Origin of the sequence: Planococcus circulans, assembly GCF_020023385.1 — a bacterium.
Taxonomy (GTDB): domain Bacteria; phylum Bacillota; class Bacilli; order Bacillales_A; family Planococcaceae; genus Planococcus.
In genome coordinates this window covers 162,985-179,848 of record NZ_JAIQCL010000008.1, presented here as the reverse complement: position 1 = coordinate 179,848, position 16,864 = coordinate 162,985, and the positions used below count along the sequence as shown (strand labels likewise).

The following is a 16,864-nucleotide window of genomic DNA, read 5'->3' as shown; positions in this document are numbered from 1 at the left end:
GCGTTCAAAAGGTTTTATGGGCGTTCAAATGGATTTGTGGTCGCTCGTGCGGATTTATGGGCGTTCAAACGGATTTATGGGCGTTCAAACGGANATTTCACGAAAAAGCCCTGTGCCGAGAGTCGGCACAGGGCTTTTGGCTGTCTTCAGCTGCAGGCAATTTAGGTTTATGGGCGTTCAAATGGATTTGTGGTCGCTCGTGCGGATTTATGGGCGTTCAAACGGATTTATGGGCGTTCAAACGGATTTATGGGCGTTCAAATGGATTTGTGGTCGCTCGTGCGGATTTATGGGGTTCAAACGGATTTATGGTCGTTCAAATGGATTTGCAGTCGTTCATTTCGATTTGCAACCGTTCAGCCAGAATTCGCTTCGCTCCAACTACCATGCGCATGGACGCGAGGCGGAGTTTCAGAGGAAATCTGGACAATCCAACTTGGATTGTCCTTTTTTACGTCTTCAAGAATTTTCGAATCTCCTCATAGGTTTCCTCAGGCGCTTCTTCTGCAAGATAGTGGCCGCAATCGATGCCGCGTCCTGTCACGTCGTCCGCCCAGCCTTGCCATACATCGAGCACATCATACCAATTCGGGAGCGCTCCTTTTTCACCCCATAGGACAAGTACGGGGCATGCGATTTTTTTGCTTCCCCGTTCTGCTTCGTCCAGTTCGGAATCGATGGTCGCTGCGGCCCGGTAATCTTCGCACATGGCATGGATTGTTCCAGGATTGTGGATGCCCCGCCAATATTCCGCGAGTGCTTCGGGGTGGAACAGGTGGCGCGTGCCTTGGAAGTAGAAATTGTCGGGGTTCTCTCCGATGACTCGTTCCGGAAAGTCGAAAGGCTGCGCGAGAAAAAACCAATGCCAATACCCCATGGCGAAATCCTTGTCGGCTCTTCTAAAAGTTTCGCCGGTGGGGATGATATCCATGACAGTGAGCTTTTCCACCGCTTCCGGAAAGTCGAGGGCCAGGCGATAAGCGCACCGGGCTCCCCGATCATGGCCGATGACTGTGAAGCGGGAAAACCCGAGCTCTTTCATGACGGCTATTTGGTCTTTGGCCATCGCGCGTTTGGAATATGTTGAGTGGTCATCGGCAGATTCAGGTTTGGAGCTGTCTCCATACCCTCTCAAGTCGGGCATCACGACGGTATACTCTTCTGCCAATTTTGGAGCCAGCTCGTGCCACATCATATGGGTTTGGGGATGGCCATGCAGCAGAAGGAGCGGAGGGCCCTGCCCTCCGTAGCGCAAATAAATCTCCGCTTCTCCTGTATTGACGACAGTGGACTGAAAATCTTTAAGCAGCATATCCTCTCTCCTTTCTTTTTATCTCCCTGATTCCCTGAAAAAGACTTTCTGAACCTCTTTAGAAAAGCGTTTTTGTTGAGGAGAAAGGGGTAGTTAGTAAGCAAACAAGGCAATTCCATTTCCAGACAGGAGGAGACAGTGTGGCCCTGACAAAGGACCGGCAAGGATTGACTGTAGTTGTCACTGGAGCATCAAGCGGGTTTGGCAGAGGTATTGCCCAAAAGCTGGCAGCAGATGGAGCGAATGTCGTGCTGGCTGCCAGGCGGACCAAGTTGATCGATGAACTCGCTATAGAGTTGGGTGTCCGGACCCTCGCTGTCACTACGGATGTCAGCAAGGAAGAAGATATAGCCAGGCTGATGGCTGCGGCGGAATCCCGTTTCGGCAAAGTGGATGTCTGGATCAATAATGCAGGTCTTGGCATCATGGGGTCGTTCACGGATATTCCGCTGAATGACATGCTGCGGCTGGTGGACATCAACCTGAAGGGAATGATCTATGGCAGCCATCATGCTCTTCGCCATTTCAAAAAGAACGGCTCGGGAACCCTGATCAATATGTCTTCCTTCATCAGCAGTGTGCCGCTGCCGTTCGGTGCTGTCTACTGTGCCACGAAGTATGGCATTGCAGGGCTGACGGCAGGACTGCATCTGGAAATGGAGCTGGAAGGGCGGAAGGACATCCATGTCTGTATGGTGCATCCGTGGGTGACGGATACACCATGGCCGGAGCATTCGGGAAACTACAGCGGCCATGAAATCACATTGGGACCAGCCGATGATCCCGAAACGGTCATTGACGCTGTAATCGGGCTGATTGACCAACCGCAGGAAAGTGTGGAGATCGGCAGCAAGTCAAAAGCCGCCATTCTCTCCCAGCATTTGATGCCGATTGGAACCGAGAAACTGAACGGCATTTTGCTGCAGAAGATGCTCCAGTCCGCTCCAGCCGCTGAAAAGACTTCCGGCAGTATCCATTCACCGCGCTCAGAAGGGACCGAAGTGTCAGGAAATATGCGGAACAGGCTGAAGCAACAAATCCGAAAAGGCAAACAGCAGTAAGGACCGTTTTACGGATGGGAGGAATAACCATGACAAATGAAAAGAAATATGCAGGACTGACGATCGTCATCACCGGAACCTCGAGCGGAATCGGCAAAGGGGTGGCTCAGCAGCTGGCGGCAGAAGGCGCCAATGTTGTCCTGGCAGCGCGCCGCACCAAGGAGATTGAAGCATTGGCAGAAGCATGCGGGCCCAATGCAATTGCAGTGACGACTGACGTCAGCCGGGAAGAAGACGTGGAGAACCTATTTGAAACGGCAATGGGCGTATTCAGCAGCATCGATGTCTGGATCAATAACGCCGGCATCGGAACATACGGCTCCTTCACGGATACGCCGTTGAGGGATTTGAACCGGACGGTGGAAATCAATTTTCTGGGCACCATCTACGGCAGCCATTATGCGTTGAATCAATTCAAGAAACAGCGGTACGGAACGTTGATCAATGTTTCTTCGTTCGCCAGTAAAACGCCGATGCCTTTCGGGGCGGCGTATACAGGCAGTAAATACGGAATTTCTGGTTTGAGCAATGGCTTGCATCAGGAAATGAGAATGGACGGTTTTGATGACATTCATGTCTGCTCGGTGGATCCGTGGGTGACGGATACGCCTTGGACACAGCATGCCGGCAATTACAGTGGCCATGAAATCATCGTGGGACCGGCGGATGACCCGCAGAAAGTGGTGGACCAGATCATCGGGTTGATTGATAATCCAAAAAAAGTGGTGGAAATCGGTGCCAAGTCCAAAGGCATCGCGGCTACGGGTACGTTGATTCCAAAGACGACAAAAGCGCTGACGGGGCGTTCGCTGCTGAAAATGATCCAGGAGGCGCCTCCTGCTCCGCCGACATCGGGCAGTCTTTATGAATCGGGGCCGGAAGGGACAGAAGTATCAGGAAATCTACGGGAGCGGCTGAAAGCCAAAGGATGACCGAATGCAGAAGCGAGGAGGAATGGGAGATGGCAAAAAAGAAATCCCACGAAGGAATGACCGTTGTGATCACCGGTGCTTCCAGCGGATTCGGAAAAGGGGTCGCGAGAGAGCTGGCAGCGCAAGGAGCTAACGTGGTATTGGCAGCGCGCCGGACTGGACTGCTCGAAAAGTTGGCAGAGGAATTGGGTCCGAATGTACTAGCGGTGACGACGGATGTCAGCCAGGAAGAGCAGGTGGCACGTCTCTTTGAAGCGGCGCTGGGCCGGTTCGGCAAAATAGATGTCTGGATCAACAATGCCGGTGTTGGCGCCATTGGTCCATTTACCGACATCCCAGTCAAGGATTTGGCGCGGGTGGTCGATGTCAATGTCAAAGGGACGATCAACGGCAGTCATTTTGCATTGCGCCATTTTAAGGAACTGAAACGCGGCATTCTTATCAATATCGGCTCTATTACAAGCGAAATCGCTTTTCCGTATTACACCGGATACAGCGCCAGCAAACACGCAGTATTAGGGCTCAGCTCCGCATTGAACGAGGAAGTGAAGCTCGAAGGCTTTAAGGATATCCATGTCTGCACAGTGCTGCCATGGGCGACGGACACGCCGTGGTTTGAACACACAGGAAATTACACGGGACATGCCGCGGAAATGAAACCGATGGATGATCCGGAAATTGTCGTCGAAGCCATCATCGGATTGATCGACAAGCCGCAGGAAACTGTCGCGGTCGGCGCAAAATCGAAAGCCTCGGTTCTCTCCAGCCATATTCTTCCCGGAGCTACAGAAAAAATGAATGCCAAATTTGTCCAGAAGGTCATTGAAGATGCTCCGCCAGCGGGGCCGACAAATGGCAGCCTCTACATTCCGATGGAAAAAGGAATAGAAGTCGAAGGCGGAATCCGGGAGCGGATGAAGAGAGAGTAAGCACGATCAGTGAGACTAAATTATGTGATCTGAAAAGAATGCTTAAATGGAAAAAGGCAGTCTCCTCCTGAGGCGGCCTTTTTATCGTTTTATAGAAAGCTGTATTAGGAATGGTTTAGTGGGTATATTTTCTATCATTTACATTATTATTCCAATATGGTTGAATAGAAGCAGTATAAAAAAGGTGGAATTAGATTGAACAAGACAGAAAGTTATGAAAGCATCAATCCATTTACGGCAATTTGGACGCGGCCTCGCGCAGTCGTCCGGCGCGTTATTGAGGAAAAAACATCGGGCTTCATCTTTCTGCTAATCGTGCTGGCAGGCTTCGCAGGCGGACTTCTCAGCAGCCTGGATTCGGAACAGCTGTTTCCGGTGCCGGGACTTATACTCCTGTCGCTCTTCTTTGGGCCGATCGGTGTTATGGTGAGCACGGCGATTGGAGCAGGCATCTATCTGGTGGTCGGCAAATTATTTAAAGGCGAAGCCAGTTACTCAGAAATGTTCCGTGCAATATTGACGGGGCAGATTCCGCAAATCTGGTTGATCCCGGTCATCCTTTTGTGGATGCTGTTGCTGCCCGAAACCTATTTCCTGCAGCCGGGTGAACTGCCGTTTGCAGAGGCAGATCTGCTGTCTGTAATTTTCTTCATTATTTTAGGTGCTGTCTCCATCTGGACTTTCGTTATCCAGTGCAAAGCAGTGGGGGAAGCGCACAGACTTTCTGCCTGGAAAGGGTTCTTCATCATCCTAATTCCCATTGTGCTGGTCATTATTGCGATCTCAGCTATTATCGCGGTGATTGCAATGGTCGTTCTATAGAATTTAAATAAAACAAGGCAACTGGAAAGGTTAAGGGATTCTGTTTTAACGTACAAAACACAAATGGCATTATAAATAGAGATCTAATTCGTCTATGAATTAGTCTCTTTTTTGTCTTTAGAACCACCAATTCAATAAAGCCTTCCTGGTTCACAGGTGGAGCTCTTTGCAATCATAAAAAACGCTTAACCGATCTTCGGCTAGGCGTTTATAAATTTGGCCGTTCTTTAGATAATCTCTCTACTTCACTTTCCAGGTGTTCAATCCGTTTATGAATTCTATAAAAAATCGGTAAATAAGCTATCACAATAATAAGCATCCATCCCATTGCACATCCCCCTTTTCTACACTTTACCATAAATTTCAAAGCGCCTTTTGGAAAATGAAACATGTACGAAAAATAAAAGAACCTCCACCGAGGATCATCTGAATTTCAGAGTTTCTCGTTAGTTGAGGTCCATTTTAAACTCTGATGGATGCGCGAAATATAGTGCGATTGTATGGGTGAAGATGGGGGTTGTACCCCCAATGGAATCCATTACGAAAAGGCAGCCTTGTTTTATTATGATTGGTCCACTTTACGGACAGTCCCATTCTCTTCCACATCGGCTACTTCCCGTCGGACGGTTTCGTTGATGACCTTAACGTCCTTGACTTTTCGTTTGCCGATGACGATCTCTTCACGAACCACGTTCTTTTTGCCGATATCCAGGCGCTCTTCGGAAAGCGGAATGTAGATGGCATCGCCTTTTTCGTAGGCTTGTTTCGGTGTCAGCACCTGCTCCTCATTTCCGGTAGCTGTTTCCGCAGGGAGGGGACGCCTGTCGATATCAATTTCTTCGTGTTCCACTGGCACGCGGATTTCTTTGTCTTCTTCCTCATCGGTGGAGAGTGCAGCATCATTTTTGGCTTCGGGTGAAGTGGTTGTCTCCGGTTGAGGAGCAACTGCAGGCATATTGTGGGTGTACAGAAGAAGCCTGCCGCTTTCGACCTGCTGGAAATAATAATCCGTTTCTTTTTCGTCCAGTCCCATACGGTTAAAGGCGTCTTTTGTAATGTCTTCCCCGGCTAAGAAGGCGATGACTTTGCCTTTGAAATTATCCCGATCCTGTGTGTCGACATGGACAGACGTGTAATCGATCAGCAAGTCGATCTGTTCGTCATGCTTCGCTACCAAATACAGTTCCTCTTCTTCGTATCCTGCTGCTTTTAATTCGCCGACTTTGATCAATACTTTTGCTTGCGCATCAAAAAGGCCGACCAGTTTGTTTCCTTTTTTCTCCATGCTCAATCCTCCCATGTCAGTGGCACCAATATAACTTCATTAAGGTCTATTTACCCGAGGCTGTGCACCCTATAAACCTTGAACGTTGGAAACTACAAAAAGGCGCCTCCGGAAGTTTTATCCGGAGGCGCCTTTTACTGCTCGTTAAAATGAATTGCGATCATCTTTTTTGGACTTTACGTTTTCATCAATATCCGCTTTTTCGCGGCGCACGGTTTCATTTACAACTTCCGTATCTTGTACTTTACGTTTGCCGACGACAATTTCTTCGCTGACGACATCTTTTTTGGTGACTTCCAGACGTTCTTCGGAAAGTGGGATATGGATGGTTTCGCCGTCTTCATAAGCACCCTTATCGGTCAATCCGCCGCCTGTGGAACTTACTTCCTCGTTTACCGGGCGGCGTTCTACATAAACTTCTTCACGTTCCACAGGAACCTCGATGGTCTGTTGCTCTTCCACAACATGCTTGCCGACATTCACTTCGCCTGTCTGCACGCGTTCCTTGTCGACGCTCAAGCGCTCTTCGTGAAGACGCAGATGTTCTTCTTCGTCAGGGCTTCCGGCAGAAGTCGTACTGGCTGTTTCGGCACCGGTTTGAGTGCCGTTGTATGGTTTGTAGGATGTACCATAATCGCTATTGACATAAAGCACGAGCTTGCCATTTTCCACTTGGCGGTAATATTCGTCCGCTTCGCCGGTTCCTAATCCCATTTGCGTGAAGGCGTCCCGAGTGGAATCTTCTCCGGAAATGAAGGATTTGAATTTGCCCATCATGTTATCGTCTTGCTGCGTATTCAAATGGACATCCGTCTGGCCTTGAACCATGGATAATTGATCGTCATGCTTCGCAATTACATACATATCCTCTTCGTTGTACCCTTGTGCTTTCAATTCACCGATTTTATGCAGAACCTCTGCTTGTACGTCATATGCTTGAATGAATGTTGTTCCTTTGTTTGTCATGGTCAATTCCTCCTAATAGTGATAAATCACCTGTAAAGTAAGGTAATCATAATCTACCCCGTTGCTTTTCGGAATAAACACCGCAAGTTCCAGTAAAGGTAGAAAGGACTCTCTTTCCTAACAATGTTCGTTTGGTGAAGTAGAACAGAAAGACTGGTGGAACAAGCGATAACGTGTGAAACAAGGTCGAAAATAAATGTACGGAGAATATTATTCCTGCCGTGACGGAGCTGGTTGAAAGACTAAAAAATAAAGGCTTGCTTTACCACTCGTTCTTTAATACAATATAAAACGTAATCATTACTATTTAAGGGCTTTAAAGAAAGGGTGTGGCATGGTGGGGGAAATTGTTCCAGTTACAGTTTTGAGTGGTTATTTGGGAGCCGGCAAAACGACCTTATTGAATCATCTGTTGAATAATCGAGAAGAGTTGAAAATGGCGGTGATTGTCAATGATATGAGTGAGGTGAACATAGACGCAGATTTAATAGAGCGGGGGAGTTTTTCACAGACAGAGGAAAAACTGGTTCGGCTGCAGAATGGGTGCATCTGCTGTACGTTGAGAGAAGATCTTATGCAGGAAGTCGAGAAGTTGGTTACTCGTGGAGACATCGACTGCATCGTAATCGAATCTTCGGGAATCAGCGAGCCACTTCCAGTAGCTCAGACCTTTTCATATATGGATGATGGAATGGGAATTGATTTAACGAAAAGCTGTAGGTTGGATACTTTAGTCACCGTAGTGGACGGCTATGCTTTTTGGCAGGATTTTGCATCGGGGGAATCACTGCTCGAAAGAAAGCAGGAAGCAGCGGCAGGAGACGTCCGTGAAATTTCAGACTTGCTGATTGACCAGATAGAGTTTGCTAATGTCATTTTATTGAACAAAGTAGATTTGGTGGCCCCAGAGGAGCGGGGGCGATTGAAAGAGCTGCTTGCAACTTTAAATCCGGATGCGCAGATAATTGAAACCGAGCATTCGAAAGTGGCTTTGAAAAATGTAGTGAACACCGGTTTATTCGACTTTGTTAAATCGAGTCAGAGTGCGGGGTGGATCAAAGAACTGAATGAAGAGCATATTCCAGAATCCGAGGAATACGGCATAGATTCATTTGTTTACCGGAGCCAGCAACCGTTTCATCCGGAACGGCTGATGGATTGGGTCAAGGAATGGCCGGTGGAAATTGTCCGCGCCAAAGGATTTTTGTGGTTGGCGACAAGAACCGAGTCGGCTGTTTTGCTGTCCCAGGCTGGACCATCACTCGGCATTGAGCATGCGGGCCGATGGGAACTGGAAAAAGGAGTGAAAATGACCGAGCTGGTATTCATTGGTATTGATATGGACCAGGCGGACATCGTCAGCAGGCTGAATCTGTGTTTGCTGACGGATGAAGAAACTGCACAGGATTGGAAAACATTCTATGACCCACTTCCAGCATTTCAACTACTTGAGGAGGAAAAAAGATGAGAGTCAATATTACATTAGCATGTACAGAAACCGGGGACCGGAATTACAGCACAACAAAAAACAAGCGGACCAATCCGGAACGTATTGAATTGAAAAAGTACAGTCCGCGTCTAAAAAAGGTCACGATTCACAGAGAGACAAAATAATTTTTTATAAAATCCAAATGATCATCATTACTTTTAGGAGGAAAAAGAATGGCAAAGAAATCGAAAATTGCACGTCATCATAAGCAACAGGCCATGGTTGCACAATTTGCAGAGCTGCGGCAAGAATTGAAGGAAAAAGGCGATGTTCAGGCCTTAGCTGATTTGCCGAAAGATTCGTCTCCGGTTCGTCTGAACAATCGATGCGAAGTGACAGGAAGACCGCGTGGCTTTATGCGTAAATTCGGGATGTCACGCATCGTGTTTAGGGAGTTGGTCCATAATGGCCGGATTCCAGGTGTGAAGAAGGCCAGCTGGTGAGGCGATTTTTTTAAGATTATCCTTCTAAAGGCATTAAAAGAAGAGCCGTTGGTTCAGCTCAAGAAAGTTCCATATCCTCGGAAGCAGCAGACGCCAGTCTGCTGCTTTTATTAGTTGTATAAGAAGCTGATTCAAAGGAATGGGTTTTTCGAAGTAGGGCGAATATTTTTAGGTAATACCCGGTTAAAGGAGTCTATTGATGCTATCATAAGGTTATATTTTACTTTTAAATAATATATTAATCCTTTCAATAGGTATCTTCGTAGGGGGCAAGAAACGTAATGGGAATGGATGTTTTAAAGCGTAATAATGTTCGGGTCACGGGCCAAGGGCAAAAGACAATAATGTTTGGACACGGCTTTGGCTGTGATCAGCAGGTTTGGAACAATACGATTAAGGATTTTGAGGGGGACTACCGTGTCGTCACATTCGATTATATCGGTTCGGGAAATAGTGATAAGGCTGCTTATTCAAAAGAACGCTACAGCACATTGAACGGCTATAAACAGGATCTGTTGGATGTCTGTGACGGGCTGGAGATTAAGGAAATAATCTTTGTGGGGCATTCTGTCAGTGCCATGATCGGCATGCTGGCTTCAATTGAGCGTCCGGAATTGATGGAGAAAATGATTATGATCGGACCATCTCCTTATTATATGAATGAACCGGGCTATAATGGCGGATTTGAACGCAGTGATATTGATGAACTGCTGGATATGATGGAAACCAATTACAAGGAATGGGCCAAATATTTGGCGCCTGTGGTTATGCAGAATGAAGAGCGCCCTCAGCTGGCGGAGGATTTTGAGCAACTGTTGTGTTCGAATGACCCACTGATTGCCCGGCAATTCGCGGAAGTGACATTTACTTCGGATCTCCGAGACAAATTGGATCAAGTAACAGTTCCTACGTTGATTCTCCAGCCGAAGTTCGATGCGATTGCGCCGCTGGAAGTTGGGCAATATGTCCACGACCACATCAAGGGCAGCCAAATGATCACAATGGAGGCTGTGGGCCATAATCCACACCTGAGTGATTCAGGAGAAACGGTCAAATACATCAAGGCATACCTGAAACAATAGAGGAGTGGATACAGTGGAACAGCAACTCGATAGGGCGCCTTGCGGTTATTTAGTTCTGGACCAGGACTTGCGTATCGTCGAAATGAACAAAACGCTGCAGAAGATGACCGGGGTAAAGAATCCACAGCATATGCATGATTTATTGACAATCGCTTCGCGGGTTTATTTCCAGACCTATTTTACGCCCTCCATTAAAATGCACGGGACGGTAAATGAAATGTTTTTGACCTTGAAAAGTGACGAGGGTCCAATGCCTGTGCTGATGAATACGGCAGAACGAGACGGATTTTATGAATGTGCTTTGATTCAGATGAGCGTCCGAGGAGAATATGAAAAAGAGTTGCTGCTGGCCAAACGCAATGCAGAACAAATCAACCGGGAAACAGCAGAAGCTTATGAAAAACTGCAGGCCTTACTGGCTGAAGTGGAATGCAAACAGCAGGAGCTGATGGATCTTAACCGGAAACTGCAGCAGTTGGCTACGACAGATCAGCTGACAGGCTTGAAAAACCGCCGCTACTTGGAAGAAAGGCTCGCTGAGTTTTTAGCGCAGGCGGAAAATGGCAGAAAAGTGGCTGTCCTGATTTTGGACATCGATCATTTTAAGCAAGTCAACGATACATATGGACACCTGATGGGGGATGCCGTGCTGCAGGAATTAGCCTGGCGCTTGGAAACGGAAGTAGGACCTGAAGGGATTGTAACGCGTCTCGGTGGTGAAGAGTTCGTGGTGGTCATGCCGGATGCCGGAATAGAGGAAAGCCTTAAACTCGGCAATACTTTATGCAATCTTATGGAAACAGCTGATTGGCAGCACGTGCCGGTCACGGTCAGCATCGGTGCCGCAGCTTATGCAGCTGGAGATGGAGTGGATAGCCTGTTGGCGCGGGCTGATGGATTTCTCTATAAAGCCAAGGCCAATGGGAGAAACTGTGTGTTTGGAATCGAATAAAAGCTGAGCTAATCATCCGTTTTTAAAACGGGTGGTTTTTTATGCGGAAAACTCCTTACAATCACCGGCTCAAGAGCTATAATAATGGCATATGAAAATATCTTCACCTTTGGGGGTAATGATGGAAAATAAGAATCGATTGCTTGGTGAACGGGTGTCAGCGGATAAAGAATTGATCGCTCAATTGATTCATGAAGAAGCGGTCCGGGATGTTCCAATGGAGCAGCTTGAAATGAACAAAGCTTTTATCGACATTGTCAATAAGACTCGAATCGATTTTGTGGAACTTATCGGAAAGTCGATCAGCAATAGTTGTGATGTACAAAAAGTCTACGCGGATATTCAAGAATGGGGAGAAAAGACAGGGAACTTTTTTCTTGAAACGGGAAGGTCGCTTGAAGAAGCGCTCGCAGAAACATCACTTTACCGCAAACATATCGGAACAATCATTAAAACGGAAGCGGTTCGAAAAGACATGGAACTTCAGCTTCTTTTTAATGTCATGGAATTTTTCCATTCTCTACTGGATCATGCAGCTTATTCGTATACCCAAGCCTACACGGCCTCTTATCAGCGGAAATTGAAATTGGCAAGAAAAGAATTTCTCGAACTTTCCGCACCGGTCGTCCCTGTCAGTGACCAGATCGCGATTTTACCGTTAGTGGGAAGCATTGAAATTGACCGGGCGCGCTATATACTGGAACAGACTTTGCTTGCCGCAAATGAACTGAAAATCAAAGTGCTGATTGTGGACCTCTCGGGAGTGGTGAGAGTGGATTCGATGGTAGCCGAGCAGATCATCAAAATCATCCGATCGCTGAAGCTTGTCGGGGTACGCTCGGTTCTGACCGGCATCCGTCCGGAAATTGCCCGGACACTCACGGAAATCGGAGTCGATTTGAAGGACTTGGAGATCGGCGGCAGTTTGAAGCGCGTGCTTCATCAGATGAAAATTAATTGACCCTAAAAAAAACGCTGAAGCCTTTAGGCTCCAGCGTTTTTTTAGTAGTCAGTTAGTTACAGCTTCAGAATGCAGGTCAGGCAATGACTTGCGTAAAGTGACAGTTTCTTCTTCGGTCAATGGAATCATCGGCAAGCGTACACCGCCAACATCCACCCCCTTCATGTTAAGTGCCGCTTTGACCGGAGATGGATTAGGTGCAGCGAACAATGCTTTCATCGTCGGCACCAGTCTGCGGTGGATAGCAGCAGCAGTGCTCACATCGCCTGTTTTGAAGCTGGTGATCATGTCCTGCATATCGTTGCCGATGATATGCGCGGAAACTGAGACGATGCCAGTACCGCCAATTGACAGCAGCGGCAAGGTCAGGCTGTCGTCGCCGCTGTATACAGAAAATGTAGCCGGTGTTTTTTCGATGATCTCTGCAGCAGCGTCCAAGTCTCCACTCGCTTCTTTGACAGAAACGATATTGTCGATCTTGGACAGGCGAATGATCGTTTCTGGAGACATATTGACCACACTGCGCCCTGGGATGTTGTACAGCATGACCGGCAGGCTTGTAGACTGGGCGATCGCTTGGAAATGCTGGAACATGCCTTCCTGTGAAGGCTTGTTATAATAAGGCGTGACCAGCATGATCCCATCAACGCCTGTTTCTTCAGCCTGTTTCGTCAAGGAGATGGAAGCTCGTGTATTGTTGGAACCGGTTCCTGCAATTACCGGAATCCGTCCGGCGACTGTGTTGACGGTAAACTCAAATAACTCCACTTTTTCCTCTGTCGATAAAGTTGGGGATTCCCCTGTTGTTCCTGCGACGACAAGGCCGTCTGAACCGTTTGCGATCAAATGCTCTATCAGTTTTTGTGTTGCCGGAAAATCGATTTCTCCATGTTGGTCGAACGGCGTCACCATTGCTGTAATTACTTGGCCGAAATTCATAATGAACACACCCTTTTCTAATTTTTGTCGAAACTTAGAGGTGAGGGGCCAGTCAGGAATAAACAAAAAAAGCAGCAACGAGGGGGGTCCCGTTGCTGCAGTAGAAACAATGTTTAACATTCGTTCCTGTGCATCAGATAGCCCTCCATATAGTTTCCTATATGACAGTCCTGCATTTATTGAATGCAGACCCAGCGCACGGAAAAATGAGATTTCCGCCACTTCGGCAAATCCCCCTTTCGGCAAACGTCAATGGATCTCATCATCCTCGTTTTGCGTACTGATGGTTTTTGCGCCTCTATCCTACTCCATAAAAGCTGGAGCAAGAAATATTTAATTAGCTGTACTATAACAAATTTCCTTGTCAATTGCAAGACGAAAAACGTAAAATCTTATGAAAAAGGAGGGGTTCGGATGAACGAACAGCTACATGACCGCCGGTTGAATATTGCAACTGCAGGAAATCAGCAGGGTTTCACGGATTCCCTGCACCATAACCGATATGAACCAACTCCTTATGAGCTGCTGGACAGGCTGTTCGATAAGTACAGCTTGTCTTCTGGAGACCGGCTGGTGGATGTTGGGTCTGGAAAAGGGCGGCTGAATTTTTATGCCCATCATCTATTTGGTGTGGAAAGTGCGGGCATTGAGATGAATCCGGAATTCTACGCCGAAGCTTTGGAAAACAAAAAGAACTATGCAAAAAAACATAAAAGCGCTGAGCAGAGCATTGCCTTCTATAATTGCCTGGCACAGGATTATCCAATCGATGCGCGGGACAATAAATTTTATTTCTTCAATCCATTCTCAGTGCAGGTATTCATCAGTTTTATTAATAAGGTTTTGCGCTCTGCCGAAACAAATCCGCGGATGGTGGAACTGTTTTTGTTTTTTCCTCCACAGGAATACAGTGATTTCCTGGAAAACAGTACGGCCTTTGAGTTAGTGGAGGAAATTCAGCTGCTCGGTTTCCATAAAGAGCCACGCGAACGTTTTTTAATATACCGGCTGCCACATATGGATTAGAAGACAAGCGATAATGGGTATGCTTTAACTAAAAACAAATTTGAAGCGGGGGACCCTATATGGAATGGAAAGGCAGAAAAGCCAGCAGAAATGTTGAAGACCGAAGAGGGAAAGGCGGCGCCATGGTTGCAGGAGGAGGCATCGGCGGCATCTTGATTGTTCTGCTGGTGGCGTTTTTGGGCGGCGACCCGGGCGTTATCCTGGATCAATTAGGCGGATCGGCCGGAACAACTTCAAACGAGCCGTATGTAGCGACGCAGGAAGAAGAGGAGTTGGCTGAATTCGTATCGGTCGTTTTGGCCGATACCGAAGAGGTTTGGACAGAAGTATTTGCAGAAGAAGGCATGGAGTACGTTGAACCGACCCTTGTTCTGTATACCGGAAGCGTCGAGTCAGCCTGCGGAACGGCAGGTGCCGCCGTCGGTCCGTTCTATTGTCCCGGCGACTACAAGCTATACATCGATTTGAGCTTCTACAATGAATTGCAGAATCAGTTTCAGGCACCCGGTGATTTTGCCATGGCTTATGTAGTGGCGCATGAAGTAGGGCACCATGTCCAAAATCTGCTTGGCGTCATGGAAGAAGTGCAGCCTCTCCGCAACCAGTTAAGTGAAGAAGAATACAATAAAATACAGGTTCGCCTGGAGCTGCAGGCGGATTATCTATCCGGTGTCTGGGCACATCACGCCCAGGGAATGGGTTATTTAGAGGAAGGCGATCTGGAGGAAGCGTTGACAGCGGCAAGCGCGGTAGGGGATGACACAATCCAACAGCGCTCCCGTGGCTACGTAGTCCCGGAAAGTTTTACCCACGGCAGTTCCGAGCAACGCCAGCGCTGGTTCTATAAAGGCTTTCAGGCGGGAAATCTCAAAGAGGGCGATACCTTCAATGCAACTGACTTGTGATTCCAAAGCGCTTTTTGGCAGAAATCCAAGGGTGCGGCATTGATATTTTCGCTGTTGTGATTCATTATAAAGAATAGACAGTCTTTTCATCTATAATTGAAAAGAAATTCAGTTCTATAAAGGAAGTACAACATGACGCAAGATAATATTACACGCATAGAATACGGCGATAAAGAATTGATCCTGATCGGCACGGCACACGTTTCTAAGCTCAGTGCGGAACAGGTGAAAGAGGTTATTGAAGCTGAGCAGCCCGATTCAGTGTGCATCGAATTGGATGCACAGCGCTATGAATCGGTCACACAAGGCAGTAAGTGGAAAGAAACGGACATTTTTAAAGTCATCAAAGACAAAAAAGCCAGTCTGCTGCTGATGAACCTGGCAATTTCCTCGTTTCAGAATCGCCTGGCAGATCAGTTCGGCATCAAGCCTGGCCAGGAAATGATCCAAGGAATTGCGTCAGCTAAAGAAACAGGCGCGGAATTGGTGCTGGCTGACCGCAATATTCAGGTGACATTTTCACGCATCTGGGGAAATATCGGCTTTATGGGGAAAGCACAGCTCTTGACTTCGGTCTTCTTCAGCATCTTCAGCAAAGAGACGATTTCGGAAGAGGACCTGGAAAAGATGAAGTCCCAGGATACCCTGAATGCGGTCATGGATGATTTCACCCAGTCCTTCCCTAAATTGAAAGAACCGCTGATCGATGAACGGGACCAGTACTTGGCGCAGAAAATCAAAGAAGCACCGGGCAAAAAAGTTGTCGCAGTCCTCGGTGCTGCCCATATTCCGGGGATTATCAAGGAAGTCCACAATGAACATGATTTGGCGGAATTATCAAAAGTTCCACCGAAATCGAAGTGGCCGAAAATCATCGGCTGGGCCATTCCATTGGCTCTTGTCGCCATGATTGCCATTACATTCATGAACAATCCCGCAGCTGGGATTGATCAGACCGTCAGCTGGATTTTATGGACAGCTTGTCTCGGAGCTATTGGAGCCGCTGCAGCATTCGGCCATCCGTTGGCCATACTGACTGCTTTTGTGGGTGGACCGATCGGCGCCTTGCACCCGCTTTTGGCCGCAGGCTGGTTTTCCGGACTTGCGCAAGCCTATATCCGTCGGCCGAATGTCGGAGATTTCCAGACATTGTCGAAAGACGTTTTTACGCTCAAAGGATTTTGGGACAATAAAGTAACGCGTGTCCTGCTGGTCGTCGTGTTGACCAATATTGGTACTGCGGCCGGTAATGTCATCGGCGGTGTAGATGTCATCCGCTTGTTTTTCCAGAATCTATAATCGATTTTTCAACCGGACAGCTGAATTTGCTGTCCGGTTTTTTTTTTACTGGATGATGTTTATTTTTCAAAAAGGGGTATAGATTAAATAGAAGATTGACGAATGGGGAGGCGCGAAAAGGTGGGCTTCTTTTTAGTTGGGATTGTCTTATGGTCGCTTGTCATTGGTGGAATTGTCTTGGCAATTGTCGGTCTTTGGAGGAAGTCATGGCAAGCACTTGCCTGGAGCGGAATCGCTTTGCTGCCACCGATGCTGCTCATTTTTATGGGTGGAGAAGGAATTTGGTTCCGACTGTGTATTCTGTTGCCGTTGGTGTTGTTTATCGCCGCTTTTCTAATGAAACAGCAAAAAATGCAGAGCTTGTAGAACCGGATGGAAATTTCATCCGGTTTTTCTGTGCATTATACTGGCATTTTCAAAATCACAGTTATACAATTGTTATACAAAAAGTAGAGGGGCAA

18 protein-coding genes and 1 riboswitch are annotated in these 16,864 nt (G+C 47.4%); of the genes, 14 read left to right on the top strand and 4 right to left on the bottom strand.

The window, feature by feature from the left end:
- Positions 1 to 451 precede the first annotated feature (451 nt).
- Positions 452 to 1,312 carry an alpha/beta fold hydrolase gene (locus tag K8U60_RS14160; RefSeq protein WP_223641190.1) on the bottom strand — a complete coding sequence of 287 codons (861 nt, stop codon included), beginning with the start codon at positions 1,310 to 1,312 and terminating at the stop codon, positions 452 to 454.
- A gap of 140 nt (positions 1,313 to 1,452) precedes the next feature.
- Here K8U60_RS14160 and K8U60_RS14155 point away from each other — a divergent pair, with 140 nt between their 5' ends.
- From K8U60_RS14155 to K8U60_RS14140, 4 genes are all read left to right on the top strand, one after another.
- Positions 1,453 to 2,373 carry an SDR family NAD(P)-dependent oxidoreductase gene (locus K8U60_RS14155; RefSeq protein WP_223641187.1) on the top strand — a complete coding sequence of 307 codons (921 nt, stop codon included), beginning with the start codon at positions 1,453 to 1,455 and terminating at the stop codon, positions 2,371 to 2,373.
- Between the two features lie 29 nt (positions 2,374 to 2,402).
- Positions 2,403 to 3,305, top strand: coding sequence for an SDR family NAD(P)-dependent oxidoreductase (locus K8U60_RS14150; protein WP_223641184.1), 903 nt, complete (start codon positions 2,403 to 2,405; stop codon positions 3,303 to 3,305).
- Positions 3,306 to 3,334: 29 nt separating this feature from the next.
- Positions 3,335 to 4,234 (top strand): SDR family NAD(P)-dependent oxidoreductase, encoded by a 900-nt coding sequence (locus K8U60_RS14145; RefSeq protein WP_223641181.1) that lies wholly within the window; start codon positions 3,335 to 3,337, stop codon positions 4,232 to 4,234.
- A 195-nt stretch (positions 4,235 to 4,429) separates the two neighbouring features.
- Positions 4,430 to 5,056, top strand: a complete 627-nt coding sequence (locus tag K8U60_RS14140; protein ID WP_223641177.1) for a Yip1 family protein — start codon at positions 4,430 to 4,432, stop codon at positions 5,054 to 5,056.
- 562 nt (positions 5,057 to 5,618) lie between these two features.
- Here the strand turns inward: K8U60_RS14140 and K8U60_RS14135 are convergent.
- Positions 5,619 to 6,341, bottom strand: a complete 723-nt coding sequence (locus K8U60_RS14135; RefSeq protein ID WP_223641174.1) for a DUF2382 domain-containing protein — start codon at positions 6,339 to 6,341, stop codon at positions 5,619 to 5,621.
- A gap of 144 nt (positions 6,342 to 6,485) precedes the next feature.
- The gene (locus tag K8U60_RS14130; RefSeq protein ID WP_223641171.1) at positions 6,486 to 7,307 is read right to left on the bottom strand and encodes a YsnF/AvaK domain-containing protein; all 822 of its coding nucleotides are present in this window, start codon (positions 7,305 to 7,307) and stop codon (positions 6,486 to 6,488) included.
- 334 nt (positions 7,308 to 7,641) lie between these two features.
- Between K8U60_RS14130 and K8U60_RS14125 the strand changes: the two genes are divergently transcribed.
- The 6 genes from K8U60_RS14125 to K8U60_RS14100 all read left to right on the top strand — a co-directional run bounded on the left by K8U60_RS14125 (position 7,642) and on the right by K8U60_RS14100 (position 12,234).
- Complete coding sequence (locus tag K8U60_RS14125) at positions 7,642 to 8,775, top strand: GTP-binding protein (RefSeq protein WP_223641168.1); 1,134 nt, start codon at positions 7,642 to 7,644, stop codon at positions 8,773 to 8,775.
- On the top strand, positions 8,772 to 8,921 hold the full coding sequence (gene rpmG, locus K8U60_RS14120; protein ID WP_142826743.1) for a 50S ribosomal protein L33: 150 nt from the start codon (positions 8,772 to 8,774) through the stop codon (positions 8,919 to 8,921). Before K8U60_RS14125 ends, rpmG begins: the two co-directional genes overlap by 4 nt.
- Positions 8,922 to 8,969: 48 nt before the next feature.
- Positions 8,970 to 9,239: a 30S ribosomal protein S14 gene (rpsN, locus tag K8U60_RS14115; RefSeq protein ID WP_223641165.1), complete on the top strand. Its 270-nt coding sequence runs from the start codon at positions 8,970 to 8,972 to the stop codon at positions 9,237 to 9,239.
- 281 nt (positions 9,240 to 9,520) lie between these two features.
- A complete protein-coding gene (locus tag K8U60_RS14110; protein WP_223641161.1) occupies positions 9,521 to 10,321 on the top strand; it encodes an alpha/beta fold hydrolase in 801 nt (266 codons plus the stop codon).
- Positions 10,322 to 10,334: 13 nt separating this feature from the next.
- Positions 10,335 to 11,273: a GGDEF domain-containing protein gene (locus K8U60_RS19120; RefSeq protein ID WP_223641158.1), complete on the top strand. Its 939-nt coding sequence runs from the start codon at positions 10,335 to 10,337 to the stop codon at positions 11,271 to 11,273.
- A gap of 118 nt (positions 11,274 to 11,391) precedes the next feature.
- Complete coding sequence (locus tag K8U60_RS14100) at positions 11,392 to 12,234, top strand: STAS domain-containing protein (protein ID WP_223641155.1); 843 nt, start codon at positions 11,392 to 11,394, stop codon at positions 12,232 to 12,234.
- A gap of 48 nt (positions 12,235 to 12,282) precedes the next feature.
- On the opposite strand, the gene dapA is transcribed toward K8U60_RS14100, so the two are convergent.
- Positions 12,283 to 13,173 carry a 4-hydroxy-tetrahydrodipicolinate synthase gene (gene dapA, locus K8U60_RS14095; protein WP_223641152.1) on the bottom strand — a complete coding sequence of 297 codons (891 nt, stop codon included), beginning with the start codon at positions 13,171 to 13,173 and terminating at the stop codon, positions 12,283 to 12,285.
- A 130-nt stretch (positions 13,174 to 13,303) separates the two neighbouring features.
- Positions 13,304 to 13,482: riboswitch (Lysine riboswitch) on the bottom strand.
- 105 nt (positions 13,483 to 13,587) lie between these two features.
- On the opposite strand from dapA, the gene K8U60_RS14090 reads away from it, so the two are divergent.
- From K8U60_RS14090 to K8U60_RS14075, 4 genes are all read left to right on the top strand, one after another.
- Positions 13,588 to 14,199, top strand: a complete 612-nt coding sequence (locus K8U60_RS14090; protein WP_223641149.1) for a class I SAM-dependent methyltransferase — start codon at positions 13,588 to 13,590, stop codon at positions 14,197 to 14,199.
- A 59-nt stretch (positions 14,200 to 14,258) separates the two neighbouring features.
- The gene (gene ypfJ, locus K8U60_RS14085; protein WP_223641131.1) at positions 14,259 to 15,104 is read left to right on the top strand and encodes a KPN_02809 family neutral zinc metallopeptidase; all 846 of its coding nucleotides are present in this window, start codon (positions 14,259 to 14,261) and stop codon (positions 15,102 to 15,104) included.
- 132 nt (positions 15,105 to 15,236) lie between these two features.
- Positions 15,237 to 16,403: a TraB/GumN family protein gene (locus tag K8U60_RS14080; protein WP_223641129.1), complete on the top strand. Its 1,167-nt coding sequence runs from the start codon at positions 15,237 to 15,239 to the stop codon at positions 16,401 to 16,403.
- 120 nt (positions 16,404 to 16,523) lie between these two features.
- A complete protein-coding gene (locus K8U60_RS14075; protein ID WP_223641126.1) occupies positions 16,524 to 16,769 on the top strand; it encodes a hypothetical protein in 246 nt (81 codons plus the stop codon).
- The last annotated feature ends 95 nt before the right edge of the window (positions 16,770 to 16,864 follow it).